Here is a 26,753-nt window from a genome sequence, read left to right as displayed (position 1 = left end):
ACGTGCAAATCTTTCTGCGCAGGTCACCGGTCAAATCTGCCGGGCTTGCGGGGGAGGGTGACGCGACGTAAGGCACGCGGATCGCGTTCGCCGGGGTGTAAGGTAGGCAGGCAATCCCTTTCTCTTGACTGAAATGGAGGTAACTGTATGAACACGCCCATGCTCTCGAAGATGCAGATCAATGGTTATCAAGTCATCAGCGTTAATAGCGGTCCGTGGAAAGTCTGTACTAAGGATGATCGGTTGGGTTCTTTCGGCACCCGACAAGAAGCCTTGGCCTATGCAGCGTCGTTACCGGCCTATCAGGCCAGGGTTCCGCGAGCGGAGCGTCAGTAGTCCCGATCACCTGATATAGCCTCGGTAAAGCCGGGGCTATATAGATCGCCGTTCGTCAGCCTGATCAATGATCAGGCAAACTTTCCACGAAGTGCTGTTTCGTAATCAATGGCACCGGTCGGCGCTGTCCGACTGCGCGTCATTATTCAAATGATTAACGAGACGCAGGCGAGATGAACATCGAAACACTGATCCTCACCGAACCCGTCAAACGCCAGGTCATTCGCCTGCTCAGACAAATAGAACAAGCAAGCTCCATGATTCAGGCAGTCAAGTCTGGCGCACGTGCCGATGGGTTCGTGCTCGGCCTGGAGGCTGCGGGAACGATGAGTCACAGTGAAATAGACAACTTGCATGTGTTCTTCGAAACAGCGCTTGAGGCCCGTTTGAGAGCGCTCGTGCAATGAACAAAAAAAGAGCGTTTAAATGAAACTCATGACTCTGTCCACTGCACATCACTCAGGCCGAATTGCTCGGCTTTGGGTTTACTGATAACAGGAACTTTGTCCATGCGGTATTTGGGTATCTGGCCAAATCCCGCATCCACCGCCGCCCAGTTCCAGGCTGACGCATTGTCCATTGCCGGGGCGCAGACATAGAAGCTCTTGTACTTGCCGTGTAATAGATAGTCGATTCGGTAATGTCTGGAATGATGCATGTCTGCATCCCTCTATTGTTGATGTTGTCGATAGATGGAGTCCTCGTAGTTGGGAAAATTCGCGACTTCCGATGATCGGCAGGTGATTAAAATCTGACGTCGGAAAGATGGCAGTTCGATATTATTTCTCGGTGTCTGGCGCTTCATTCATCTGAAGTTTGCTCGCTTGGTTGTGTCATCCGTTTGAATGGCTGATTCCCGTCGGCGACGGCTGGACAGGAGGCAATTGGTGATAGTTTCGGTCGAAATACACCAGCGCCGCCGCATCCTTCTGCCGACGCAGCGCCAATACTTCACAGAACAGAATGTCATGTGTGCCGACGCTGACAGTCTGGCTGACCCGGCAATCAAAGGAGGCCGCTGCGCCATTGAGAATTGGCGCACCGGTGACCCATTCAGACCATTGTGCGGCGGCGAAGCGTTCAGCCATGGGCGTCTTGCCACCGAACAGGTTGGACAGCTCGCGCTGTTCGCTGGTCAAGGTATTGATGCACAGCGTTGCATGGGCGGTGAGGGCTGGATGGACCGATGCCGAGCGATTCAGGCAAACCAGCAGGGTTGGCGGCGAATCCGTCACGCTGCACACCGCCGTGGCGGTAAAACCAAATCGACCATGGGGGCCATCAGTGGTGATGACGTTGACGGCTGCGGCCAGGCCGGCCATGGCGTCGCGGAAATCCTGCAGTGCAATCGGCGCGGGTGCGGTCGTCGGCGCGGTAACGGGGAGTTCGGCTATTTGCATGTCAGTGTCTCCGCTCGGGTCTGGCCAGCAAGATAATTAACAAGTTCGCGATTGAAGGGTTCAACGTCGCTGACACTGGAAGCGTGGCCACCGTAGTCGAGTAACGCCAGGCGCGCCCCGGCAAGCTTGTCCGCCAGATGCTGCGAGCGTTGCCACGGCACGAGCATATCGTCGCGATTGGCGATCAGCAGGGTCGGCGTCTTGATCTGATGCAGCCGGTCTTCAATGTCGAAGGCTTGCAGGGCAGCAATGCGCCGCAGCAGGTTGTCGGTTTCCGGGAAGTGCGCCAAGGCGTGGGCTTCATCTTCGGCCAGCTGTGCGCTGTGCGCGGCGATCCAGTCGGCGGGGTACAAAAACAGCGCCTGCGCCTGAACGTAAGCGGCCGGACCGCTATCGCGCAGCAGGGTCTTGCGGATCGCGAAGCAGCGCTCGCTGTGGGGATTGGGGCTGCTCCAGGCGTTGATCAGCACCATGCTTTGTAGCAATTGCGGGCGTTGCAGGGCCAGCTCCAGTCCGACCAGTGCGCCCAGGGCATGGCCTATGAAATGGCAACGCTGGATGTCCAGGTCGTCGAGCATTGCCAGCAATTCACCGGCCATGCTCGCAATCGAATAGTCTTCGGCAAGGCTGGCCGGACTGCGCCCGGTTCCGGCCTGGTCGTAGACCACGACGCGGTATTGCTCAATGAGCACCGGCAATTGCGGCGCCCAGAAACGCGCGGAACCCCCCAGACCGGAACTCAACACCAGCGTCGGTGCATCTGCTGCCTGACAGCCGAGTATTTCGTAGTGCATGCAAGACTCCAGCGCGGACGCTCGTGCGTCCGCTTCGTTATGGGTTCAGCCGATGTGCGCGATGCTGGCGATTTCGATCAAGGCTTCGGGTTTCACCAGGCCGCACTGGATGCAATAACGCGCCGGTTTTTCCCCGGCGAAGTATTCGGCATACACCTCGTTGACCTTGGCGTAATCCGCCCAGTCGCGAATCATGATCATGTTGAAGGTCACGTCATCCATCGTGCCGCCAGCGGTTTCGATCACGCCTTTTATCGTCTCCAGAACGTGGCGGGTCTGCGCCGTTGCATCGCCGACATGCACCACATTGTTGTCCTTGTCGAAGGGCAGGGTGCCGGAAACGTACAGCACGCCATCCGCCATGGAACCCGGCACGAAGGGCGCGATGGGTTTGCTGGTGCCGGCAGGAATGATTGATTTCTTGGCCATGATGAAACTCCTCAGATCGCAGCGGTTTGGGTGCTGAAGGTGGTGCAGAAATCTTCGACGCTGGACACCCAGCCGAAGAAGGTTTCGATATTGAACAACGCAGCCTGCTGGGCAAAGTCAGGACCGGCCTGATGCGTTGCATCGGCCAGCACAACGCCGAAGTATTCGAGGAAAAAGCCATCACGCAGGGTTGATTCAACGCAGACGTTGGTGGCAATGCCGGTGAACACCAGATTGCGGATGCCGCGACTGCGCAACAGGCTGTCGAAGTTGGTATTGAAGAAACCGCTGTAGCGGGTTTTCGGCACCACGATGTCGCCGGGCTGCGGCTGCAATTCATCCACCAGTTGATAATCCCAGCCCCCTTTGGCGAGCAACTTGCCTTGCAGCTCAGGACGCTTGCGCATGGTTTTCAGCGCGTTGGATTTATGCCAGTTGGGCGACCCCGGCCCGCCGGCTTCGACGTATTCGGGATCCCAGCCATTCTGGAAAAAAATCACCGGCATCCCGGCGGCGCGGGCGGTGGTCAGCGCTTTCTGGATATTGGCGATCACCGGCCCGGTGCTGCTGACATCGAAACCGGCCAGGTCCAGATAGCCGCCCAGCGTCGAATAGGCGTTCTGCATGTCGACCACGATCAATGCGGTCTCGCTCGCCTTCATGCTCAGGGCTTCAGGACGTGCGGGCAGTTGCCGGGTTGGCGATGTGGATTCCGGCAGCCAATAACCGGAGGTTTGCGCGGGTGCATTCATCAGGCGGATTCCTGCAGTGGGTTGATGTGTTGGCGGCTGGTCATCAGCGGCTGGATTTTTTGCCCGAAGTCTTCGACGCCTTTCACGAAGTCGTCAAAGGTCAGCATCACGCCTTGGGTGCCAGGCACCGTCGCGACTTCATCGAGCATCCGCGCCACGCTGGCCCACGAGCCGACCAGCGTGCCCATGTTGATATTCACCGCAGAAGTGGGGTCGGCCATCTGCCGCATGTTCGAACCGGGGCTCTTGTCCGCAGCGCCTTTTTCGCTGAGCCAGGCAATCGCTTCCTCGTCGGCGCCAGCCTTGATGTGCTCCCAGCGGGCGCGAGCGGCTTCGTCGGTGTCATCAGCGATGATCATGAACAGCGGGCAAGAAGTGACGTTGCGGCCGGTTTTTTCGTTGGCTTCGATCAGCTTCGCGGCAGTGGGTGCATAGGCCATCGGGGTGTTCACGCCCTTGCCGAAGCAGAAGTTGTAGTCGGCGTATTGCGAAGAAAATGCCATGCCGGCTTCACTTTGCCCGGCACAGATTATTTTCATCTCGGCCTGGGGCTTGGGGCTGACCCGGCAGTCGTTCATGGTGAAGTACTTGCCTTTGAGGTCGCTGTGCCCGGTGCTCCATAAATCGCGCAACACCTGCGCATACTCGGCCAGATATTCGTAACGGGTCGAGAAGAATTCATCTCCCGGCCACATGCCCATTTGCTCGTACTCCGGCTTTTGCCAGCCAGTCACCAGATTGACGCCGAAGCGACCGCCGGAAATCGAATCGATGGTCGACGCCATGCGCGCGACGATAGCCGGCGGAATGGTCAGCGTGGCGACCGTTGCGAACAAATGGATGCGACGGGTGACGGCGGCAAGTCCGGCCATCAGAGTGAACGACTCCATGTTGTGTTCCCAGAACTCGGTCTTGCCGCCAAAGCCGCGCAGCTTGATCATCGACAGCGCGAACTCGAAGCCGTAGTGCTCGGCCTTCTGCACGATTTCCTTGTTCAATTCAAAGGTCGGCATGTACTGCGGCGCATTGCTTGAAATGAGCCAGCCGTTGTTGCCGATGGGGATGAAGATTCCAATATCCATGAGAAGGCCTCTTGCATGCGAACGATGATTGCGTTGCCCAAAGCGTCGGGAACACGGTACGCAAAAGCTTTTGCATGAAGCAGGCCAGCTTTTATTTGTGCTTTTAAAACAATGACTTGGTAAATGAATTGTTAAATTTCAGACCATCTGGTCCAGGTTAGAGCACTTGGTTTGTGCATGGCGCACGGCGATGGGGCAGAAACGCCGAACACAATCTGTTGGAGCGTGGTTTGCCCGCGAATCGATAGTGCAGTCGACATTTTGTATCGCCTGAAACAATGCCTTCGCGAGCAAGCTCGCTCCCACACAGACGCGTCGTGTCGGGTATGCCGCCTTCCGAACAGGTTCGCTCCTGCAAAGAACCTGCAAATACCCAAGATCGGTCTTGCGGGGTAAAGTGCCCCCGTACGCATTATCGAATCGGTCGTAAACGTGAATAACGAAACTCCCGCCGCCCCGCCCAAATCCCTCAAACGCACGCGCGTGGTCAAGCCCAAGGTCGCTGCGGCCAAAGCCAAGCCTGTGGCGAAGGACAAAGGCACCCGGGCCGCCAGCGCTTCCACGCTGAGCCGTCGTACGCGTCTTGTCGAAGGCAAGCGCACCGCGATTCTCGAAGCGGCGCTGGAGATTTTTTCCCGCTTTGGCCTGCATGGCACCAGTCTGGATCAGGTCGCGAGCATGGCCGACGTGTCCAAGACCAACCTGCTTTATTACTTCAGCAGTAAAGAAGAGCTGTACACCAGCGTGCTGCGCCAGCTACTGGATGTCTGGCTCAAACCGCTGCGTGGGTTCAGCGCCGAGCAGGACCCGATTCAGGCGATCAGCGACTACATTCGGGTCAAGCTGGAATTGTCCCGTGATCACCCGGCCGAATCCCGGTTGTTCTGCCTGGAAATCATTCAGGGCGCACCGCTGATGCTGGCCGAACTTGAGCAGCCGTTACGCGATATCGTCGAAGCCAAGGTGGCGGTGATTCAGGGCTGGATCGATGCGGGCAAGCTGGCGCCCATCGAACCGCACCATCTGATTTTTTCCCTGTGGGCGACCACCCAGCACTACGCCGACTTCGCCCGGCAAATCAGCGCAGTGACCGGCAATTCGCTGCAAGACCCGGCGTTCTTCGCTCAGACCCTGGAGAACCTGCAAGGGTTGATCCTTAACGGGATCAGACCTCGTAAGGGTTGAGCCTCACGCTGAGTACGGAGGCATCAGTCCAGTCGCCGCACTCCCGGATGAGTCCGGTCCTACAAGATCGCGTGGATTTCTAAAGCGTGGGCATGATTCAGGGTTATGTTCGTCGCTTTGCCCTGCAACAGAAAAGCCAGCACAAGTGTTCAATCCGCCGCATTGCGTTTCTCCCATCATGCGGACCCATTCCAGTCCGTTATGTTTGAGAGGTCGTCATGCGTCAGTCCACTTCACCCATCCTGCGAGGGCTTGTTTTGGCCTTGGCGTTGGCTTCAGGACTGGCGCTCGCCCAGCCGCCCGCGCAACAGAAGACCCAAGTGCCGGGTTATCAACGGTTCGCGGTGGGCGATTACGAAGTGACAGCGCTGTTTGACGGCTACAACGATTTGTCGCCGGACTTGCTCAAGGGCTTGAGCCCGGGGCAGATTCGCGCGCTGCTGGCGCGTCGCTCCATTGATACCCCCGGCGTGCAGACCGCATTCAACGCGTTCCTGATCAATACCGGCAAGCACCTGATTCTGGTCGATACCGGCGCAGGCGCTTGCATCGGTGAGACCGCAGGTTTCCTGTCGGCGAACATCAAGGCGTCGGGCTACGAACCGGCGCAGGTGGACACCATCCTGCTGACCCACTTGCACCTGGATCATGTGTGCGGTCTGGTGGATGCCCGGCAGCAGCCGATTTTCTCCAATGCCACGGTCTATGCGGCCAAGCCCGAAGCGGATTACTGGCTCGATCCGCATGCCATGGCTCGCGTCCCGGAAAAAGCCCGGGAGTTCTTCAGGATCGCTCAGGAATCAACGGCGCCCTACATCGCGGCTGGCCGCTTCAAGACCTTTAAACCTGGCGAGTCGCCGGTGCCTGAAGTACAGACCGCGCTGGAAGCAGGGCACACGCCAGGCAGCACCACGTATCTGTTCAGCTCCGCAGGGCAAAGCATCCTGTTCATGGGCGATCTGGTGCACAACCTGGCCGTGCAATTCGATCATCCGGAAGTGACCATCGGCTTTGACGTCAATGCCCAGCAAGCCAAGACCAGTCGCGAGCAGGTGTTCAGCTCGGCAGCGGCCAAGGGAATCTGGGTCGCGGCGGCGCATCTGCCGTTTCCCGGCATCGGCCACATTGCCGCTGTCGACAAGCATTTCCAATGGGTGCCGATCGAATACGGCCCTTACCAGCGCGCGGCGCATGTGCCGTTGATCCAGTAGGGGACTGTCCCGATGGCTCGCAGCCTCGCTGATTTGGCGATACAGTAGCGGCTGCGATTACCTGATGGAAACCCCGTGGACGCCCCTTCGATTGCGCACTTGAACAACGAAAAATTCACTGCCACGCGGGTGGTTCACGCACGTCCCGATCCCGACAAAATCATTGATATTCCATGCGCTGATGCTTTTTCGATCATTGTTCAGCTGGAGGATTTCGCCGAACACCGGCTGTGGCGCGGGCGACGCTTGAGTTACTCCGGCGGTTATCGACAAGGCAGCGTGTCGTTGCCATTCATGGGTGACGAGCTGCGCTGCCAGCATCGCGCGTCCTATGACAATCTGCGCTTCAACATTCCCCGACAAACCCTGGATGAGTATCAGGCGGAGAACCGTGGGCGCAAGATCGACGGGTTCCGTTATGAGCAGGGCGCTCAGGACAGGGTGTTGTACCACCTGGCTCAAGCCATGTTGCCAGCGTTGCAGAATCCGGCAATGGCCAATCAATTGTTCATCGATCACATCCTGTTGGCGATGTGTGCGCATTCGATTCAGCACTACGGACGGATTGCCTCGACTGCTGGCAAATTCACCACCACGCTGACGCCTCGCCAGGAGCGACTGGCCAAGGAGATGATTGCCGGCAACCTGGGCAATGATCTGTCCGTAGAGCGTGTTGCCCAGGAATGCTCATTGTCCCGCAGCCACTTCTCCCGGGCTTTCAAACAAGCTACCGGTGTTGCCCCGCACACCTGGTTGCTGCAAATGCGTGTCGAAAAAGCCAAGGAACTGCTCCAGGCACAACCGCAACTGCCGTTAGCGGCGATTGCCGGGCAATGCGGCTTTTCCGATCAGCCGCACCTGACCCGGGTATTCACCCGTATGGTGGGGACCAGCCCCAGCGTCTGGCGCGGTCGGCAACGCGGAGCCATCGTTTTATTGAGCTGAGGTTAGGCTCAGGCGGCGATTTTTTTCCGGCGCCCGGCCAGTAAAAATATCCCCAATGCAATGAGTGGCAATCCAGCGCCGAACAGCGCTATGCCGTGCCAGCCGGCTTGTTCATAAAGACTGCTGGCCACCGCCGAGCCTATGGCGCCGCCGATAAAGATGCTGGTCATGTACAGGGCGTTCAAGCGACCACGGCTGGCGGGGTCCAGCGCGTAGACGGCGCGCTGGCCGAGCACCATGTTCAACTGCACCGCGAAATCCAGCAGCACACCGGTAACCGCCAGGCCAATGACGGTGTAGCCAGGTAGCGTCAGGCCGATCAGCAGCGCAATCGGTGCCAGCGTCAGCGCCAGCAGTGAGGCGCGCTGGGTATGTCCCGCATCGGCCAGTCGACCGGCAATGGGCGCAGCGATGGCGCCGATGGCGCCGACCAGGGCAAACAGGGCGATCTGGGTTTGCGACAAGCCAAAGTGCCGCGAAAGCTCGATAGGCGCGGCAGTCCAGAACAGACTGAACGCGGCGAACAGCAGGCCTTGATACAGCGAGCGCTGGCGCAACACCGAATGCCTGCGCAGCAGCGTAATCAATGAGCCAAGCAACTGGCCGTAGCTGGCCTTGTGATCGGGGGCCCGTTTCGGGATGGTCAATGCCAGCAGGACAATGATCGCCAGCATCACCACCGACGCGCTCATGAATACCGCACGCCAGCCAAAGTGATCGGCGATCAGGCTGGAAACCGGACGCGCCAGCAGAATGCCCAGTAACAGGCCGCCCATGATATTGCCGACGACCTGGCCACGGGTTTCTTCCGGGGCCAGATGCGCGGCGAGCGGGATCAGCATCTGCACCGACACCGAGCTGAAGCCGATCAGCAACGAAATCATCAGGAATCCGTTGGGGTGCTGGCTCATGCTGGCGGCGAACAGGCTGCCGGTGGCGATAATGGCGGTGCCGATCATCAGCTTGCGGTTTTCCAGCAGGTCGGCCAGCGGTACCAGAAACAGCAACCCCAACGCGTAACCAATCTGGGTCAGGGAGACAATCAGGCTAGCGCTGTGGGCCGAGAGACCGACGTCTGGCGCAATGAGTTCGACGATAGGTTGCGCGTAATAAATATTGGCAACGATGGCTCCGCAGCAAAATGCGAACAGCAGCACCAGGCCGCGGGTCAGGGTGTGCTGCGAGGCATGCAGCGGTGTAGCGCTCGATTGGGTCATGCACGTTGGCTCATGTCGGTGATGAGAGCAGTTCCGCCTGGAACCGATATGGAATGCACCTTAGGCGAACACATCGGGTGGGAGAATCCGTCGCCTGCGCAACAGAGCGTTGCATAAATCGCATCCCGGGCGGCTCAACGGCTGGTTCGCCGCGCTGGCGGATATAAAAAGTATCTGTGGCTCATGGCTAGTACTTCAAGTTAAACCCCTATTTAATTGTATTATTGTGCGCACTTCAAACTTTGTGATATTCGGGTATTTGCCTGGACTATCCCAATAGATAATATCGGGCGTTGCAGTTACCGGGTTATATAGGGTTTACCGTCAGTGATGAATGCCATTTGATAGCGATCGATCCCCAGGGCACTGCCGGTAGTGCGGCAGAAAATCACCGCCCCCCTAAGGACAGCGTGAATAGAATGATAAGTCTCGGTCAAGCCCATGTATCTCTGGAACTAAGAGAAGTATTCAAGTGTGGAACGCCGCTGCGTATTGGTGCGCGAGCGTTCGATATCCTGGAGCTGTTGATCAATCGTCCGGGCCGTCTGGTGACCAAAGACGAGATTCTGCAAAAAGTCTGGCCCGAGACCGTTGTCGAAGAAAACAATCTTCAGGTGCACATCTCCGCCCTGCGCAAGGCACTGGGAACCGATCGCGACCTGATTCGCACCATCCCGGGTCGAGGCTACATGCTCATCAGCGGCGACGAAGAGTTGGCGTCGAATGCTCTGGCTGCAAGTGTGCTGTCCAGCCCATTCGGCTGTCCGATGCTGCGCAAGAGCGATCTGCCCCATGACGTCGCGTTGATAGGCCGGGTAGCGGCGCTGGATGATGCGTGTCAGGCCCTGGAAAGCACTTCATTGCTGACCCTGACCGGCTCGGGTGGCATCGGCAAGACCTCGCTGGCAGTGGCCGTTGCTCATCGGCTGTCCCGCACGCAATCGGCGCCGGTGTGTTTTGTCGCGTTGGGCCAACTCAGTTGCTCCGAGCGGGTTATCGACGCAGTGGCTTATGCGTTGGAGGTCGATGGCGTTCAGGGGCAGTCGATGCTCGACGCCGTGGTCGCCCGCCTCAATGACGCAGCGACTTTGCTGGTCCTCGACAACTGCGAGCATCTGGTCGAAGCCGTGGCGACCTTGTGCGCGCAGCTTGCCCAGCGCTGCCCGACCCTGAAAATCCTTGCCACCAGCCGCGAGGCCTTGCGTATCAATGGTGAGCGCAGCATGAATGTCGTACCCCTCGACGTGCCGGGGCCGGGCGCCGACAGAACGCACATCCTGCACAGCGATGCCGCACAGTTGTTTCTGATCCGATTGCGTGCGCTGGATTCCTGCTTTCCAGGCGATGACAGCGACGGCCTGGACGACCAGAGTGTCGAACTGATTGCGCAGGTCTGCCGCACCCTTGACGGCATCCCGTTGGCCCTGGAAATGGCCGCTGCCCGGGCGTCGGCACTGGGGCTTTATGAGCTTTGCGCCAGCCTGCGGGGCGATCTGCACCTGTTGGCCGGTGGCTTGCGCAGCGCGCCGGAGCGCCATCAGACCTTGCAGGCTTCGGTGGACTGGAGCTATCGCCTGCTCAATCATGACGAACGCCGGGTGCTGGGGCGGATCGCTTTGCTTGACGGGCGGTTCACCCTGGATCAGGCTTGCGAGGTCGCGCAGTCCCAGGATATTTCCAGAACACAAGTCATGGACGCGATTGTCGGCCTGGCGCTCAAATCCCTGCTGGCAGTGCTGACCGAAGGGCCGTTCAAGTTCTACCGCCTGTTGGGCGCGACCCGGACCTGTATCGTGCAGAGGCTCAAACCGGCACCGGGCACGGCTACATCGACGTGTTCATCAGGTTCGTCGGCGCAGTGCGTCGAACGGCTGGCAATCAGCGCAGCGCCAGCTTCGCTGAACACCTTGCGTGCCAGCCAGGGGGTGCCGGAGCCGGATCATTTTCACCGTAACCACCAACGCGTCCTGGCGACCAGCCAGTAGCACCAAGCTCCCGGATTACTGTTTATGCCTGCGACATCCATGGTTTATGTGGTCGACGATGAGAGCTCGATTCGCTCTTCGCTGACTCGACTCTTGAGTTCGGCCGACCTCAGCGCCCAGTGCTTCGCGACGGCTCACGAGTTTCTGGAACAGGCCTTCGCCGAGCAACCCACCTGTTTGTTGCTGGACGTGAATATTGCCGCCGCCAGCGGTTTTGATGTGCAAGAGGAACTGCTGCGTCGCGGGCATCGTTTTCCCATCATTTTCATGACCGGTTTTGGCACCATCCCGATGTCGGTCAAAGCCATCAAGGCCGGCGCCCACGAATTTCTGACCAAACCCTTCGAGCCGGATCAACTGCTTGAAGTCGTCCGCCAGGCGCTCGACCACGATGAGCGTGGGCTGATCGAGCGGGTTCAGGTCGAAAGCATCCGCCGCCGGTTCGAAACCCTGACACCCCGCGAACGAGAGGTGATGGCGCAACTGGTAACCGGCAAGATGAATAAGCAGGTTGCCCACGAGTTGGGCACCAGCGAAATAACCGCCAAAGTGCATAAGCGGCACATAATGACAAAAATGAATGCACGAACTTTGATTGAGCTGGTCAAGATGTGGGAACAAGTGATTCCCGTGAGTTGATTAAAACAGCACAATTATACATAGAGACAATCCCGCTCTTTGAATCAAGAGCGTATTCTTCTCTAATTACTTTTCCTGTCATGAAGTTCAGCCTATGATCCTCATCTGCGTTGTTGATGACGACGCTTCCGTGCGAAATGGCCTTGGCAATCTTCTCAAATCGTTGGGTTATCACACTGTGGGCTTTGCTTCGGGGGAAGAGTTCCTGGCTTCATCCGCGAGCGACGAAGCACACTGCGTATTGCTCGATCTGAAGATGAAAGGCATGCAAGGGTTGGAAGTGCTTGAGCGATTGAAAGCTGCGCGCAAGACAGTTGCGGTTTGCTGCATGTCCGCACATGACGACGAAGTCACCGTGCGCCGCACGCGCGAGGCGGGCGCCCTGGGTTTTCTGCACAAGCCATTTTCCGAGGAAGCGTTGCTCGAATCGATAAGGCAGGCACTTGAGAAGGTAGTTTAAGCAGGTAAGGACCCGTTATGAATGGCATCAGTGCAGAGCCGACGTTGAGTATGCGGGGCCTCCCTGACCAGCAACCGGAAGGTTTCAGTCTGCAGTGGCTGGCGCTGCTGTCCTGGGAACTGCTGTATGCCGACGGCGAGATCGATCATTATCGGGTGCATGTGCCTGGCTGTTCACCCACCTGGCTGATTGCACGGTGCTCTGCCCGACTGGTCGAAAGTGGCTTCCGCCGCATCGAGCATGAGTTTTCAATCGCGCCCCGGCTGGATCCCGGCTGGGCCTTGATGCCGCTGGCGGTACTGCACACACCGGATGGCCCGCTGCTGGTCGCCAACGATCCAGGTGGTAAATCCCTGCACGAAGTGGCGGACGGAAGCCTGTCGATCAGCCTGTTCCTGCGCCTGGCCATTGGCGCCGCACACGCCCTGAGCCAGGCCCACGGCAACGGTCTGCTGCACCGTGATATCAAGCCCAGCAATTTCATTCAGGGTGACGACGGTTTCGTGCGCCTGACCGGATTTGGCGTCACGGTCGAGCGCCAGCCTGGCGGCCCGCACAGCGTCTCGGACTCGATCTGCGGCACGCTGGCGTATATGTCGCCGGAACAGGCGCGGCGAGTGGATCGTAAGGCCGATGAACGCAGCGACCTGTATTCCCTGGGCATGACCTTCTATGAATGGCTGACCGGCCAGTTACCGTTTGAAGCCAGCGACGCGGTGGAGTGGGTGTATTGCCACGTGGCGAGGCAGCCGCCGTCGCCGCGCCAGTTTCGCGATTCCATTCCCATGCCGTTGGCCCAGCTGATTCTCAAGCTGATCGCCAAGAACCCCGCCGACCGTTATCAAAATGCCTTCAGGCTGGAAATGGATTTGCGCGAATGCCTGGCGCAATGGAGCGAGTTTCAGCACATCGCTGCGTTCGAACCGGCCCTGCAGCGTCATTTACCCCAAGGCAACGAGCGCAGGGGACTGATTGCCCGCTGCGAAGAGCTGCAGGCGCTGCATGGCGTGTTTTCCCGGGTCAGCCATACCGGCGGCTGTGAAATGGTGCTGCTCTCGGGTTCTTCGGGCACCGGCAAAACCACCCTGGTTCGCCAGCTCCAGCAGGATCTGGCGTTGCATCGGGTGTTGTTCGCCTCAGGGAAATTCGACCAGGCGCAATACAATGCACCTTATGCCTCGCTGGCCCAGGCCCTGCGTTCCTTGATCATGCGGGTGCTCGGTGAGAGCGCTGACGAGCTACAACGCTGGCGTGAGCAATTATTGGCAGCGCTCGGCGGCCACGGCCGGTTGATCGCCAATCTTGTTCCGGAAATCGAATTGATTCTCGGACCACAGGCGCCCTTGGCCGATCTTCCCGCCAATGAAACCCAGAACCTGTTCAACCTGGTGCTGCATCGCTTCCTGAACAGCTTCGCCAGCCCGCAACGCCCGCTCATCCTGTTCTTCGATGACCTGCAATGGTTGGACGATGCGACGTTGGCCTTCATCGCTTCGTTCAGCGCCGGTCACTATCGAAGCATCCTGTTGATGGGTGCCTATCGGGACGTCGAAGTCCGGCAAACGCCCATGTTCCTGGACTTCCTGGCAGCGCTGCGCGAGAGCCCGACGCGCTTGACCGAAATCAAAATATCGACTCTGTGCCTTGACGATGTTTGCCAGTGGGTCGCGCAGGCACTGGAATGTGACCCCGCCGAAAGCATGCTGCTGGCCAGGGTGATTCATGCCAAAACCAGCGGCAACCCGTTCTTCATCGACCAGTTGCTACGCAGCCTGTTCGATGAACAGCTGATCGTCATGGATCGCAGCAAAGCGAGCTGGACCTGGAACCTGGACGCCATCGACAGCCATCGCTGCGCTGATAACGTGATTGATCTGATGGTGGCGCGGATGGCTCGTCTGCCGTCCCAGACCCGTGCATTGCTGGGGCAGATGGCGTGTATCGGATCGTGCGTCGACATCCGGGCGCTGGCGCGAATCAGCAGCACTGTAGAAAAGTCCTTGCACCGCCATCTGGCGCCCGCTGTGCAGGCCGGGCTGTTGACCGAGAGCCGCCACGGATTTGCTTTTTATCATGATCGTGTCCAGGAATCGGCGTATTGCCTGACGCCGCCTGCGGTGCGGTCGGCCGAACATGGGCGAATCGCCCGGATTCTCCTCGCGGACCTGGATGGGGAAGGGCGCACCGACCAGATTTTCGCCATTGCCTCGCACTTGCAGCGGGTTCGGCCCGACGAGCCGGATGCCGCCGAAGTGCTGCTGTTCAGCGACCTGTTGTTGCGCGCTGCCCGGCAGGCAATGAAGGCTGCGGCGATTCACTCTGCGCTGGGTTACCTGATAACGGTCAGGTCCTTGACCCATTCGCAGCGTTGGCAGCAACACGCGGCAATCAGTTACGAGGCCGGTGTGCTTCAGGCGCAGTGTCTGATTCTCGATGCGCAGCTCGAGCCGGCAAGCCGGGTGCTTGCCGAGTTGCTGGAGCACATCGATGCCGTGGTGCAGCGCGCAGCGATCTACATGCTCAAAGTCGAGCTGCAGGTTCTCTCGTCCTGCTACCGCGAGGCCATCGCCACGGCGCTGGAAGGGCTGCGCATGTTCGGCATCCGGATTGCCCCGCAGATCGAGGGCGAGGCAATCGAACAGCGGTATCAACGCCTGCTGCATACCCTCGCAAACCGCTCAATCGCATCACTGATCGAGCTGCCGTTGATGCAGGAGGCGTCATTCGAGGCCGCCGTTGGCATGCTCGCCAGCCTGATTGCCCCGGCATCCTTTACTGATCAGGATGTGCTGTTCGTCGTCGCTTGCGAGATGGTGCAGCTATCCCTCGACTACGGTATCTGTGCCGCGTCGGCGTCGGGATTCGCCTGGTTTGGTGTGGTGCTTGCCCAGCGACAAGGGCTTTATCAGGAAGGCGCGCAGTACGCGCAGCTGGCACACCAATTGGTCAAGCGTCACGGTTATGACGGTGCCGAAAGCATGGTGCTGGTTGCGCTTGATCAGGTCAGCGTCTGGACTCAACCGCTGAGCCATTGCCTGGATTACGCGCGTGCGGCATTTGCCAGCAGCCATACCGCCGGCAATCTGAGCATGAGCTGTTATGCCTGTAATCACATCGTCTCCGACCTGCTGGTCATGGGCGAATACCTGGAGCGCGTGCAGGAGGAAATCGACAACGGCCTGGAGTTTTCCCGACGCGCGCGCTTTCGCGACGTAGAAGCCGCGTTGCAGACTCAGGCGCGATTTGTCGCGGCCTTGCGCGTGGGGCCAGCCGCAGGAGTGGCGTCCAGCACGACCCAGGATTGCGCCGGCCGCGACAGTGCCATGACACCGGTAGCGTTCTGGTGGTGGCTTTTCGAGGGCATTTCCAACTACCTGTATCGCGATTTCACTGGCGCAACGCTCTGCCTGGAAAAAGCTGAATCACTGGCCTGGTCGACGCCGGCGCACGTGCATCTGCTCGAATTGCATTTTTTCAGCGCCCTCAACCTTGCCAGCGGGCGTGACCGGACGCTTGATTCTGCCCGGATTGTGGCGGCCATGACGCCTCATCTGGACAAACTCAACCAATGGGCGGCGCTCAATCCGCAGGTATTTCGCGACAAGGCGCTCCTGGTCGAAGCGGAAATGGCCCGAGTGGCCGGGGACACGCTCAACGCGCTGGACCTGTATGAGCTGTCGATTACCGCAGCGGCCAATGCCGGTTTCGTGCATGTCCAGGCGCTGGCCCATGAACTGGCGGCCGAATTCCATCACACCCGAGGCTTGTTCTCCTCGGCGCGCAGCCATATGCGCAGTGCCCGGGATTGCTATCAGCGCTGGGGCGCGCATGGCAAGGTCGCTAACCTCGAAGCCCGCGCCGGCTTCCTGCGCGAGCAGGCATCGTTGTCCCGTCCTTCGATCAGTATTTCCGGCGGGCAAGACACGCTGGATCTGGTCTCGGTCATGAAAGCCTCTCAAGCCTTGTCCGAAGAAATTGTCCTGGACCGGCTGATTGGTACGCTGCTGACCAACACGATCATTCATGCCGGCGCACAGCAGGCGCTGTTGCTGCTGGTCAAACAGGACCAGCCGCAGATTTGTGCCCGAGGCCGGGCGCAGGATCGGGGCATCGAGATCGATCTGACCGTGTCCGTGCCGTTGGCGCAGCATTTGCCGTTGTCCCTGCTTTACACCGTCATGCGTACCCGACAATCGGTGGTGCTGGACGATGCCATGCAAGCCAGCGACTTCGTCGATGACCCCTATTTTCAGCAACGCCAGGCGCGCTCGGTGTTGTGCCTGCCGCTGGTCAAACAAGGTCAGGTCATCGGCGTGCTGTACCTGGAAAACAACCTCGCGCCGGGCGTCTTCACCGCCAATCGCGCCACGGTCCTGGAACTGCTGGCCGGGCAGGCGGCGATCTCTCTGGAAACCGCCCGGCTGTACGCTGAGCTGGTGGAAGAAAACACCCGGCGCCGGGCGATCGAGTCGGCTTTGCGCACCAGTCAGGCCTCCTTGGCGCTGGGCCAGCGCATTGGTCATTCCGGAAGTTTTCGCTGGCATGCGGGCAGGGATGAGTCCGTCTGGTCCGATCAGTTGTTTTCGGTGTGGGGATTGCCGGTTGCGGCGACGCCGCCGTCACTGCACGAGCTGGAGCGCGTCGTCCATCCCGAGGATCTGAATGCTTTTTCGGCCATGCTCAGCCGCGCGGTGCGTACCAGCAGCGCGTTCCAGCATGAGTTTCGTCTGGTGATGCCGGACGGCAGCATCCGCCACCTGGAGTTACTGGGCGAGCCAGACACTGACGATAGGGATGTCTTTGTCGGAGTCGCCAGCGATATCACGGAACGGCGCACCACCGAAGCGGCGCTGCGCCACGCGCGAGCGGAGTTGGCCACCGTGTCGCAGGCGACGATCATGGGCGAATTGGCCGCGTCCATTGCCCATGAAATCAATCAGCCGCTGGCGTCCATCATCACCAATGCCAGCGCCAGTGTGCGCTGGCTCAAGCGGGAGCCGCCGGTGGTTGCCGAAGCCCTCGCGGGGTTGGGCGACATCGTCAATGACAGCAAGCGTGCGGCCGACATCGTGCGCGCCTTGCAATCGCTGGCTCGACAGAAGCCGTCCACGCGACAGCCGTTGCAAATCAACGAAGTGATCCGCCGGGTGGTGCAGCTGACCGCCAGTGAGATCGAGCACAGGCAGGTGCTGCTGATCCGCCAGAGCAGTGGGCCGCAGCTGAGCATTGAGGGTGACGCGGTGCAGCTGCAACAGGTCATTCTCAACTTGATCATGAACGCGATGGAGGCCATGAGCGAAGTCCATGATGGCCCCCGTCGTCTGTCGATCAGTTGCGATACGGTGGGCAATGACTATGTGGTGGTCAGCGTCCAGGACAATGGCGCCGGAATCAACGAGGAGCATCTCGAACGTGTGTTCGACGCCTTTTTTACGACCAAGGAAAAAGGCATGGGCATGGGCCTGGCAATCTGCCAATCGATTATCGAATCCCATGACGGCGGGCTTTATGCGTTTGCCGGACGGGGCAGGGGAACGGTTTTTGTGTTTACCCTGCCGGTGTAGGCTGTCGTCCGCGCAACGCAGCATCTGCGCAGACTGTGTGGGAGCGAGCTTGCTCGCGAAAAGCGTATGGACACCGGGTTCATCCAGAGTCACGCGTTATCGTTGAAGTCATTTGTGTTCTGTTTTTTTGACCGAGTACATATCCATTCCTGCGGTAACGGCGACTTACTGGTTCCGCCCTGACGGCGGGTTACTTGGAAAAGCGCCAAGTAACCAAGCGCTCTCGCCCCTGACGTCCGGTGGTTCGCCTGGGCTCACCATACCCTCGCTCCGGTTCTGCTCCGTGGGCCCGCCGCCATCGGCCATCCATGGCCAAGGGCGGCTAACCCGGCATCCATGCCGGGTTGCCCACTGCGCAAAACCTGCGCTCGGCCTTCCGACGGGGCAGGTCAAGGTCAAGATCAAAAGCTAAAGCCAGATCAACAGCCAGAACGAATTTAACCGGGGGAGCGAGGCCAATCCGGAACAGCGCCTCGCGAACAAGTTCGCTCCTGCGCAAGGTTGCGTTTCAAGGTTCAGGGTTATTCAAACGGCCAGCGGGTTTCCAGCAGCAGGGTGCAGAAATTAGCCCGTTTGTACTGTTCGTCGAGGCGTTCGAGAACATCGGCGTTCACCGTGCCAAAGGCGGTATGCGGGCGGTGCTTGAGGCCCGCCGCCATGGCGTTGAGCAATTTGGCGTTGAAACCCGGTTCGCGGGGGAACGCCTGCAGAATGTGTGTCAGTTCAGCAGGACTGAACGCGCTGCGATGCCGGCCATACAGATCGGTATCCACACCGGCAGCGATCAGTGCGACGAGGTGCGATTTGTGTTCCGGAATGCCTGGAGTGCTGTGCAGGGCAATGGCGTCCCAGACTTCCTGTGCATCGTCATTCGAGCAGCCGAACCCCTTGAGAAACTCCCGTGCGGCAGTAGCGCCATCGATTTCGAAGCGGTTTTGCGAGCGTCGATACCGTGCTGTGAGGCCCACGCGGTGAAACAGCGCCCCCACATAAAGCAATTCTTCATCGAACGGGACCTGGTGCTGCTCGCCGATCAGGGTGGCGAACAGGAATACCCGTTTCGAGTGGTTGAGCATCAGCGTTGAGTGCGCATCGCTGATCAGTTCCACTGCCGCTTGAGCCATGGGACTGTCCGGCAATCGAATGCTGGCGATGCCATTGTTATTGTTATCCCTCACATGCATCCCTCACGGTCTTGGGTTTCACGGACCTGTGACCCGTCGCGACGACGGGTCACAGGTCGCGGGTTTAGCGGGCCTGGGCGAAGGTCAGCAAATCCTGATTCAGCTGATCCTTGTGGGTGAAGTACACCGCGTGAGGTGCGCCAGGGTAGATTTTGAGTTCTGCACCCTTGACCAGTGCCGCTGCGGCCTTGCCGGTCACGTCGATGTTGACCACGGCGTCGCCATCACCATGGATGACCAGCGTCGGCACGTCGAAGCGCGCCAGGTCGGAACGGAAATCCGTTTCGGAAAACGCTGCAACGCAATCCAGAGTGCCCTTCATGCCGCCTTGCAAGGCCATGAACTGAGTCCAGTCCAGCATCGGTTTAGTAACTGAAGAGCCCGGCTGGTCGGCACCGGTGAAGACCGGTCCGAACGCGTCGAGGAAGCCTGCGCGGTCATTGAGCAGCCCGGCGCGGATGCCGTCGAAGATTGCCGGGTCCATGCCTTCGGGATGGTCCTCGCGACGAATCATCAGCGGGGTGACCGCGCTGACGAGTACCGCCTTGGCGATGCGCCGGGTGCCGTGGCGGCCAATGTAACGCGCCACTTCGCCGCCGCCCATGGAGAAACCCACCAGCATGATGTCGGTCAGATCCAGGGTTGTGATCAGGGCGTGCAAATCATCAGCGAACGTATCGTAGTCATAACCCTGCCATGGCTGGCTGGAACGCCCGAAGCCGCGACGGTCCGGGGCAATCACCCGAAAGCCGTTCGCGGCCAGGAAGTTCATCTGGTATTCCCACATGTCGGCATTCAGCGGCCAGCCATGACTCAGGATGACCGGCTGGCCGGTGCCCCAGTCCTTGTAGTAAAGCTGCGTGCCGTCGGCGGTGGTGATCGTGGGCATGGGTTTCTCCTGGGATTGGCGCACAAAATGAGAAGGCCAACAGTAGGCCGCCCCTTCGCTCAAGTCCTTGGCACCGACCTGAAATGTTCTTAACCGGATCGCCCCTGCTTCCCCCATAACCGAGCGCCATAGCCTGCTTCAGAACGATTAATGTCCCAAGAAGGACTTTAAGGACTGCCAACTACAGACTCGGAACCTGACCAACCCCTTTTGCTCAGGAGAGTCTGAAATGAATACCGTCAGCCCATCGCCCTTACGCCAGATCGAATCCTCCGTAGCCGCCCAGGCCCCGTCGCCGCCAACGCTGGCCGGGCTTTCGTCTGCCCTCGATGAGTTGATCAAGTCGTGGTCGCGCAACGCGGCGGACGACCGGCCCATCAGCTTGCTTGAGCCGACTGCCTCCGGCATTGAGCCACTGGCTTATCAATTGATCTGCTCGTTATTGCCAGCGCTGCGCAATCGGCAGGGGGAGGTTGAAGACTCAGTGGATCGGGCCATGCTGGTGCTGTGTTCGCATCTGTCCACGCACTTTGAAAAGCCCGCGCCTTGCGAGGCACTTCAAACCGAAAAAGCGCCCTGCGAAAAAATAGCCTTGTCGCCCTGGCAGGAGCGGCGCGCCAAGGAAATGATGGCCAGCCATATGGATCGCGGCCTGTCCATCGCCCAGATCGCCGGCGAGTGCTCCTTGTCGCGCAGTCATTTCTCCCGGGCTTTCAAGAAGAATACCGGCGTCTCGCCTCGCGACTGGTTCTTGCAGATGCGCCTGGACAAGGCCAAGCACCTGCTCACTGAAACGCAACTGACCATTTCCCGGATCAGCCTGGATTGTGGCTTTGCCGATCAATCGCACTTCACCCGGGTGTTCACCCGCGTAATCGGCCTGACCCCATTCAGCTGGCGCCGGTCACTGCCGGTCGCCAGCCGTCGCGCCAGTTGATTACTTGAGCAGGTCCAGCGGGTATTCAACCACCAGATACAACCGATCGATATCGTCGCCCGCCTGAGCGGTATTGCCTCGGTGGGATACATGGGAAATATCCAGCGACAGGTCTTTGGCGGGGCCCGATTGCACCACGTATTTCAGGTCGATATCGCGTTCCCAATGGCGGCCGCCCTTGCCCTGAATCGGCACGTAACGGTCAATGTCAGTGTCGAACGGATTATAGGCGCCGCTTTGCTGGGCCTTGGTCCCGTCGATCTGCCGACCGGTCACATAGCGGGTCATGAACTTGAGGCCCGGGACACCGAGCGTTGCGAAGTTCAGGTCGTAGCGAACCTGATAAGACTGCTCATGCGCGCCGTTGAAGTCGGCATATTTGATCGAGTTGGCCAGATAAATCGAATCGCCGCCGACGAAATCGAATGGCGTGTCGCCGTCAATCTTCTGATAACCGAGGGTCAGCGCCTGACTGCCCAGCCGATATTTGGCCGACAAACTGTACGCTGTATTGTTGATCGAGCCGGCGTCGGCGTCGGCGTTGCCGGTGTCCAGCGTTCGGTACAGATTACTGTCCAGCAGCACCGAGCTGTCTGCGGACAGCTGTCGGTTAAAGTGCAGGTTGGCGTAGTACTGCCGCCAGGTGTCCGAGAGTTGCGAGGCATACAGCGAACCTCCCAGAGGACCATCGCCCGAGAGTTCGATCCCGGCCAGGCTGATGCTGGCGTCGCGCGTGCTTGCGCCGTAACCGGCGAAGTCGCCGTGAGTGGTCGAGGCGTCCTGATTCTTGAATGCCGTGAAGTGCCCGGCCACCAGCCTTACGCCCTGGATTTCCTGGCTGTCGAGGAAGAATCCGGTGGCGTACTCCGGTTGCAAGCGCTTGTCGGCGGTATCGAAAACTGGTGTTTCGACTTCCATTTCGCCGAACTTCAACGTGGTTTGCGAATACTTGAGCTTGAGCGCAGCGCCCGCGCTGGAATAGTCATCTTCGGCGCGGCCCTGGCTGTCCAGTGGCAGCAACCCGGTGCCGGAACGCCCGCGGCCGCTGTCCAGCTTCAAACCATAAAACCCGTGGGCATCAATGCCAACGCCAATCTCGCCCTGGGTAAAGCCGGATTTGAGATTGGCAATAAAGCCTTGTGCCCACTCCTGCTTGTAGTTCTTCTGCTCATGTCCGGTGCGGTAATCGTTGTGCAGGAAGAAGTTTCGCGATAACAGATTGAGGGTCGAATCCTCAACAAAGCCATGTGGCTCTTCGGCATGGACAGCCAAGGCCTGACCCGACGCCAGCAGCGCCACGGAAGTCAGCAGGGTAAATCGGTTGCGCATATTCATGCCCTTTTGAGTGAAGCGACTACGCTGAACCGAATGTCCGGCAAGCGCGGGTCAATCTGACAGGAACGGGCTGGCATGAATTGACGGGCTGTGCGCAAAATTGTCTGCGGGTGCTAGAGCTGAAGGCTCGCCACATCATTCTGTAGGACCGGCTTTAGCCGGGAGGACGCTCTCCCGGCTAAAGCCGGTCCTACAGATCACGGTGTATTTTTGCGAATCAAAAGCACATCCATACAAGGCAGGCCCCCATCTACAGTGCTTACTTGAGCAGCAGATAAGCCCGGCTGCCTTTTCATTTTCTTCGTTCTGGACCCCACTCATGAATCGCAACGACCTGCGCCGTGTCGACCTCAACTTGCTGGTGATCTTTGAAGCCTTGATGTTCGAGCGCAACCTGACCCGGGTCGCGGAAAAGCTGTTCATGGGGCAGCCGGCGGTGAGCGCGGCGTTGGCGCGGCTGAGGGATCTGTTCGATGATCCGCTGCTGTTGCGCAATGGCCGGGGCATGGAACCGACCGCGCGGGCCCTGGACATCCTCAAGGAAATCCAGCCGGCACTGGACACCATTTCCGGAGCCGTCAGCCGGGCCAAGGATTTCGACCCGTCTACCAGCACCGACGTGTTCCGTATCGGATTGTCCGATGACGCCGAGTTTGGTTTGCTGCCGCCGCTATTGACGCAGCTGCGCGAGGAAGCGCCGGGCATCATTGTTGTCGTGCGACGCGCCAACTATTTATTGCTGCCAGCCTTGTTGGCATCCGGGGAAATCTCGGTGGGCGTCAGCTACACCACGGACCTGCCCGCCAATGCCAAGCGCAAGAAACTGCGCGATATCGGCTGCAAGGTTCTGCGTGGCGACGCCCGGCCCGGGCCTTTGACCCTCGACGAATATTGCGCGCGGCCCCATGCGATGGTGTCGTTCTCGGGCGACTTGAGCGGCAACATCGATCTGGATCTGGCCAAGGTCGGGCGGGCGCGCAAGGTGGTGTTGGCGGTCCCGCAGTTCAACGGGCTGCGGGCATTGCTGGCGGGCACCGAACTGATCGCCACCGTGCCCGACTACGCGGCCTGTGCGCTGGTTGAAGGCTGCGCCTTGCGCGCTGACGATCCGCCGTTTCCGATCAACGAAGCCGAGCTGTCGATGGTCTGGAGCGGGGTTCACGATAACGATCCGGCCGAACGCTGGTTGCGCGCGCGGATCAGCCAGTTCATGTCCCAGGCGCTGGACGTCGCGCCCTAGCCGTCAACGCTGATCGGCAAAGAAAGCACAACCATTCAATTTTTGCCGCACCCCGCTGGGCACTATCAAATTCAGAGTTGGCCAGGACACGCGCAGCGTGCTCTGGCCATTCCTTAACTTGCTGGTGGCGCCATGACTAATTCGACGCTGGAAAACAACGCTCAGGACCTCGGCCTGCTGTTTCTGCGGATCAGCGCCGCCGTTTTCCTCTTGATCGTTCACGGGCTGCCCAAGCTGCTCAACTTCCAGGCGCAGCTGTCGCTTATCGAAGATCCCTTCCACATGGGCGCAAGCCTGACCTTGATCCTGGCGATCTTCGCCGAAGTGGTGTGCCCGATTTTCATCGCCGCCGGTCTGTTCGTGCGCCTGTCGTGCCTGCCCATCATCGTCGTGCTGCTGGTGGCCTTGCTGGTCGTCCATCCGCAATGGAGTCTGGAAGAAGGGCAGTTCGGCTGGCTGCTGCTGATCATCTTTACTACTGTGTTTATGGCCGGGCCGGGACGGCTGGCCCTCAACGCACGTTTTAGCGGAGCGTTACGTTATGTCTGATGCACCTTCACTCTTCAGCGCCGAGGCGGCTGTGGTCAGCCAGCCAGTGTTCAACGAAGTGGTCACCCTGGTCATCAAGCACCGGATCAAGGCCGGGCTGGAGGCTGATTATGAAGCCTGGCTGCGGCGCATCGTATCGATTGCCGGCAGCTATCCGGGTCACCTCGGCGTGGATGTCATCCGCAGCAAGGCTGATGGTCTGCAACTGTTTACCTGCGTGCTGCGTTTTCACTCCACTGACGCCATGCAGAGCTGGCTCGATTCCGCGGAACGCAGCCGGTTGGTGGCAGAAGCCCAGCCGTTGCTCGCCGACGGCGACCAGATCGAGGTCAATCCGCACAACGAATTCTGGTTCACACCGGCCACGGAATCGTCTAAATCGCCGCCGCCGCGCTGGAAGCAGGCGTGCGTGACGTTCCTGGTGATCTGCCCGCTGACCCTGCTGATTCCGTTGATCTGGCACCCGGTTTTTACCTTGAGTCCGTTTCTCGCCAATTACGTGGTGAGCACCGCACTGGTCACCGTGACCATCGTCCTGCTGGTGGTCTACCTCCTGATGCCCGCAGCAACGCGCCTGTTTGCGCCATGGCTGAATGCTGCGCCGGAAAGCAAACCCGTGGAGTAACGCCATGAGTGACGACAAAACCGATCTGGAGCGACGCCGCTTCGTCGCCAAGGGCACGCTGCTCAGTGCCGCCGCCGCACTGTTTCCCTCTTTGCCTTTTGCCGGTTATGCCGGCGCTTCTCAATCCTCTGTCGAAGGAACCGCTATGAACGTCGAGCTGATTCTGTACAACGGACAATTCCATACCGTCGACCGTGAAAAGCCGACTGCCAGTGCGGTCGCCATCAGCGGCGGCCGTTTCGTCGCCGTGGGCAGCGAAGCTGAAGTGATGGCGCTGCGCGGCAGCGCGACGCAGGTGATCGATCTGCAAAAACGCACGGTGATCCCCGGCCTCAACGACTCTCACTTGCACCTGATCCGTGGCGGTCTGAATTACAATCTCGAACTGCGTTGGGAAGGCGTGCCGTCGCTGGCCGATGCCTTGCGCATGCTCAAGGATCAGGCTGATCGCACGCCTACGCCGCAATGGGTGCGCGTGGTGGGCGGCTGGAACGAATTCCAGTTCGCCGAAAAACGCATGCCAACCCTGGAAGAGCTCAACCAGGCCGCGCCGGATACACCGGTATTTGTGCTGCACCTGTATGACCGCGCCTTGCTCAACCGTGCCGCACTGCGTGTCGCCGGTTACACCCGCAACACGCCGAACCCGCCGGGTGGCGAGATCGTCCGCGACTCCAACGGCGATCCAACCGGCATGCTGGTGGCCAAGCCTAACGCGATGATTCTGTACTCGACCCTGGCGAAAGGGCCGAAGCTGCCGCTGGAATACCAGGTCAACTCCACGCGTCAGTTCATGCGCGAACTCAATCGCCTGGGCGTGACCAGCGCCATTGATGCCGGCGGCGGTTTCCAGAACTACCCGGATGACTACGCCGTCATCGAAGAGCTCGCTAAAGAAAAACAGCTGACCGTACGTATCGCCTACAACCTGTTCACCCAGAAGCCGAAAGAAGAACTGACCGACTTCAAGAACTGGACCAGCACCGTTCAGCTGCATCAGGGCGACGATTTCCTGCGCCATAACGGCGCCGGGGAAATGCTCGCCTTCTCCGCAGCCGACTTCGAAGACTTCCTTGAGCCTCGGCCGGATCTGCCAGCCGGCATGGAGCAGGACCTGGAACCTGTGGTGCGCCATCTGGTGGAGCATCGCTGGCCGTTCCGCCTGCACGCCACTTACGACGAATCCATCACGCGCATGCTCGACGTATTCGAGAAGGTCAATCGCGACATCCCGTTCAACGGTCTGCCATGGTTTTTTGACCACTGCGAAACCATCACGCCGAAAAACATCGAGCGCGTGCGGGCCTTGGGCGGCGGTATCGCGATTCAGGACCGGATGGCCTTCCAGGGCGAATATTTTGTCGAGCGTTACGGGGCCAAGGCTGCCGAATACACGCCACCGATCAAACGCATGCTGGCCGAAGGCGTACCCGTCGGCGCGGGCACCGACGCGACTCGGGTGTCGAGCTACAACCCGTGGACTTCCCTGTACTGGATGGTCAGCGGCCGTACGGTTGGCGGGCTGGAGCTGTATCCGGAAGGTCTGTCCCGGGACATCGCCCTGGAACTCTTCACCCACGGCAGCGCCTGGTTTTCGTCCGAGCAGGGCAAGAAAGGCATGATCAAAGTCGGCCAACTCGCCGATCTGGTGGCTTTGTCGGCGGACTATTTCAGCGTCGACGAGGAATCCATCAAGTGGATCGAGTCGGTGCTGACCGTGGTAGACGGCAAGGTGGTGTACGGCAGCGGCGATTTCGAAAAACTCGCACCGCCCAGCGTACCTGTGCTGCCCGATTGGTCGCCGGTGGTCAAAGTCCCCGGCCACTGGCGCCAGAACTCGCCGATGCTGGCCCAGGTTCACCAGTGCGCGGGGCCATGCACCGTGCACGCCCACAGCCACGAACGCGCTCGTATGTCGAGCGTACCGGTCAGCGACTTCCAGGGTTTCTGGGGCGCATTCGGCTGTTCGTGTTTCGCATTCTGATTACCCGAAAA

Annotated in this window: 24 protein-coding genes; 14 read left to right on the top strand and 10 right to left on the bottom strand. The window is 59.6% G+C overall.

Translation table 11 applies throughout. The features are described 5' to 3' along the window. The first annotated feature begins 147 nt into the window (after window positions 1-147). Together CFII64_RS19910 and CFII64_RS19905 are read left to right on the top strand one after the other, a co-directional pair. Window positions 148-336: a hypothetical protein gene (locus tag CFII64_RS19910; RefSeq protein ID WP_020292633.1), complete on the top strand. Its 189-nt coding sequence runs from the start codon at window positions 148-150 to the stop codon at window positions 334-336. Window positions 337-509: 173 nt separating this feature from the next. Beyond that, window positions 510-743, top strand: a complete 234-nt coding sequence (locus CFII64_RS19905; RefSeq protein WP_020292632.1) for a hypothetical protein — start codon at window positions 510-512, stop codon at window positions 741-743. Window positions 744-769: 26 nt separating this feature from the next. Here the strand turns inward: CFII64_RS19905 and CFII64_RS19900 are convergent, their stop codons facing one another. The 6 genes from CFII64_RS19900 to rutA form a co-directional block, all read right to left on the bottom strand. Beyond that, entirely contained in the window at window positions 770-994 is a 225-nt protein-coding gene (locus tag CFII64_RS19900) for a DUF6555 family protein (protein WP_020292631.1), read from the bottom strand. A gap of 175 nt (window positions 995-1,169) precedes the next feature. Beyond that, complete coding sequence (gene rutF / locus CFII64_RS19895; RefSeq protein WP_020292630.1) at window positions 1,170-1,736, bottom strand: NADH-dependent FMN reductase RutF; 567 nt, start codon at window positions 1,734-1,736, stop codon at window positions 1,170-1,172. Then, window positions 1,727-2,530 (bottom strand): pyrimidine utilization protein D, encoded by an 804-nt coding sequence (gene rutD, locus CFII64_RS19890; protein WP_020292629.1) that lies wholly within the window; start codon window positions 2,528-2,530, stop codon window positions 1,727-1,729. The genes rutF and rutD overlap by 10 nt, the downstream gene beginning before the upstream one ends. Before the next feature lie 45 nt (window positions 2,531-2,575). Next, window positions 2,576-2,959 carry a pyrimidine utilization protein C gene (gene rutC / locus CFII64_RS19885; protein WP_020292628.1) on the bottom strand — a complete coding sequence of 128 codons (384 nt, stop codon included), beginning with the start codon at window positions 2,957-2,959 and terminating at the stop codon, window positions 2,576-2,578. Between the two features lie 11 nt (window positions 2,960-2,970). Next, entirely contained in the window at window positions 2,971-3,711 is a 741-nt protein-coding gene (gene rutB / locus CFII64_RS19880) for a pyrimidine utilization protein B (RefSeq protein WP_020292627.1), read from the bottom strand. After that, window positions 3,711-4,793 (bottom strand): pyrimidine utilization protein A, encoded by a 1,083-nt coding sequence (rutA, locus tag CFII64_RS19875; protein ID WP_020292626.1) that lies wholly within the window; start codon window positions 4,791-4,793, stop codon window positions 3,711-3,713. Before rutA ends, rutB begins: the two co-directional genes overlap by 1 nt. A 432-nt stretch (window positions 4,794-5,225) precedes the next feature. On the opposite strand from rutA, the gene rutR reads away from it, so the two are divergent. From rutR to CFII64_RS30310, 3 genes are all read left to right on the top strand, one after another. Continuing rightward, window positions 5,226-5,978 (top strand): HTH-type transcriptional regulator RutR, encoded by a 753-nt coding sequence (gene rutR, locus CFII64_RS19870; protein ID WP_020292625.1) that lies wholly within the window; start codon window positions 5,226-5,228, stop codon window positions 5,976-5,978. 218 nt (window positions 5,979-6,196) lie between these two features. After that, window positions 6,197-7,189, top strand: a complete 993-nt coding sequence (locus tag CFII64_RS19865; protein WP_020292624.1) for an MBL fold metallo-hydrolase — start codon at window positions 6,197-6,199, stop codon at window positions 7,187-7,189. Window positions 7,190-7,264: 75 nt separating this feature from the next. Then, window positions 7,265-8,134 (top strand): AraC family transcriptional regulator, encoded by an 870-nt coding sequence (locus CFII64_RS30310; RefSeq protein WP_020292623.1) that lies wholly within the window; start codon window positions 7,265-7,267, stop codon window positions 8,132-8,134. Between the two features lie 8 nt (window positions 8,135-8,142). Here CFII64_RS30310 and CFII64_RS19855 read toward each other — a convergent pair whose 3' ends face one another. Next, window positions 8,143-9,351, bottom strand: a complete 1,209-nt coding sequence (locus tag CFII64_RS19855) for an MFS transporter (RefSeq protein ID WP_020292622.1) — start codon at window positions 9,349-9,351, stop codon at window positions 8,143-8,145. A 419-nt stretch (window positions 9,352-9,770) separates the two neighbouring features. Here CFII64_RS19855 and CFII64_RS19850 point away from each other — a divergent pair, with 419 nt between their 5' ends. The 4 genes from CFII64_RS19850 (at window position 9,771) to CFII64_RS19835 (ending at window position 17,999) form a co-directional block, all read left to right on the top strand. After that, on the top strand, window positions 9,771-11,336 hold the full coding sequence (locus CFII64_RS19850) for a winged helix-turn-helix domain-containing protein (RefSeq protein ID WP_020292621.1): 1,566 nt from the start codon (window positions 9,771-9,773) through the stop codon (window positions 11,334-11,336). 24 nt (window positions 11,337-11,360) lie between these two features. Further along, window positions 11,361-11,975, top strand: a complete 615-nt coding sequence (locus CFII64_RS19845; protein ID WP_020292620.1) for a response regulator transcription factor — start codon at window positions 11,361-11,363, stop codon at window positions 11,973-11,975. A gap of 94 nt (window positions 11,976-12,069) precedes the next feature. Next, window positions 12,070-12,435: a response regulator transcription factor gene (locus tag CFII64_RS19840; protein WP_020292619.1), complete on the top strand. Its 366-nt coding sequence runs from the start codon at window positions 12,070-12,072 to the stop codon at window positions 12,433-12,435. A 17-nt stretch (window positions 12,436-12,452) separates the two neighbouring features. Further along, entirely contained in the window at window positions 12,453-17,999 is a 5,547-nt protein-coding gene (locus CFII64_RS19835; RefSeq protein ID WP_020292618.1) for an AAA family ATPase, read from the top strand. Window positions 18,000-18,520: 521 nt separating this feature from the next. Here CFII64_RS19835 and CFII64_RS19830 read toward each other — a convergent pair. Beyond that, the gene (locus tag CFII64_RS19830; protein WP_218187611.1) at window positions 18,521-19,123 is read right to left on the bottom strand and encodes an HD domain-containing protein; all 603 of its coding nucleotides are present in this window, start codon (window positions 19,121-19,123) and stop codon (window positions 18,521-18,523) included. A gap of 124 nt (window positions 19,124-19,247) precedes the next feature. After that, window positions 19,248-20,072: an alpha/beta fold hydrolase gene (locus CFII64_RS19825; RefSeq protein ID WP_020292616.1), complete on the bottom strand. Its 825-nt coding sequence runs from the start codon at window positions 20,070-20,072 to the stop codon at window positions 19,248-19,250. 229 nt (window positions 20,073-20,301) lie between these two features. Between CFII64_RS19825 and CFII64_RS30305 the strand changes: the two genes are divergently transcribed. Then, window positions 20,302-21,009 carry a helix-turn-helix domain-containing protein gene (locus tag CFII64_RS30305; RefSeq protein WP_020292615.1) on the top strand — a complete coding sequence of 236 codons (708 nt, stop codon included), beginning with the start codon at window positions 20,302-20,304 and terminating at the stop codon, window positions 21,007-21,009. Here CFII64_RS30305 and CFII64_RS19815 read toward each other — a convergent pair whose 3' ends face one another. Continuing rightward, window positions 21,010-22,338, bottom strand: coding sequence for an OprD family porin (locus tag CFII64_RS19815; protein ID WP_020292614.1), 1,329 nt, complete (start codon window positions 22,336-22,338; stop codon window positions 21,010-21,012). A gap of 325 nt (window positions 22,339-22,663) precedes the next feature. On the opposite strand from CFII64_RS19815, the gene CFII64_RS19810 reads away from it, so the two are divergent. From CFII64_RS19810 to CFII64_RS19795, 4 genes are all read left to right on the top strand, one after another. Beyond that, window positions 22,664-23,584, top strand: coding sequence for a LysR family transcriptional regulator (locus CFII64_RS19810; protein ID WP_020292613.1), 921 nt, complete (start codon window positions 22,664-22,666; stop codon window positions 23,582-23,584). Between the two features lie 132 nt (window positions 23,585-23,716). Continuing rightward, on the top strand, window positions 23,717-24,133 hold the full coding sequence (locus CFII64_RS19805) for a DoxX family protein (protein WP_020292612.1): 417 nt from the start codon (window positions 23,717-23,719) through the stop codon (window positions 24,131-24,133). Continuing rightward, complete coding sequence (locus tag CFII64_RS19800; protein ID WP_020292611.1) at window positions 24,126-24,758, top strand: antibiotic biosynthesis monooxygenase; 633 nt, start codon at window positions 24,126-24,128, stop codon at window positions 24,756-24,758. Before CFII64_RS19805 ends, CFII64_RS19800 begins: the two co-directional genes overlap by 8 nt. A 145-nt stretch (window positions 24,759-24,903) precedes the next feature. Next, window positions 24,904-26,742 (top strand): amidohydrolase, encoded by a 1,839-nt coding sequence (locus CFII64_RS19795; protein ID WP_044901575.1) that lies wholly within the window; start codon window positions 24,904-24,906, stop codon window positions 26,740-26,742. The last annotated feature ends 11 nt before the right edge of the window (window positions 26,743-26,753 follow it).

The organism is Pseudomonas sp. CFII64 (assembly GCF_000416235.1).
Lineage (GTDB): Bacteria > Pseudomonadota > Gammaproteobacteria > Pseudomonadales > Pseudomonadaceae > Aquipseudomonas.
This window is presented reverse-complemented; position numbering and strand designations above follow the sequence as displayed.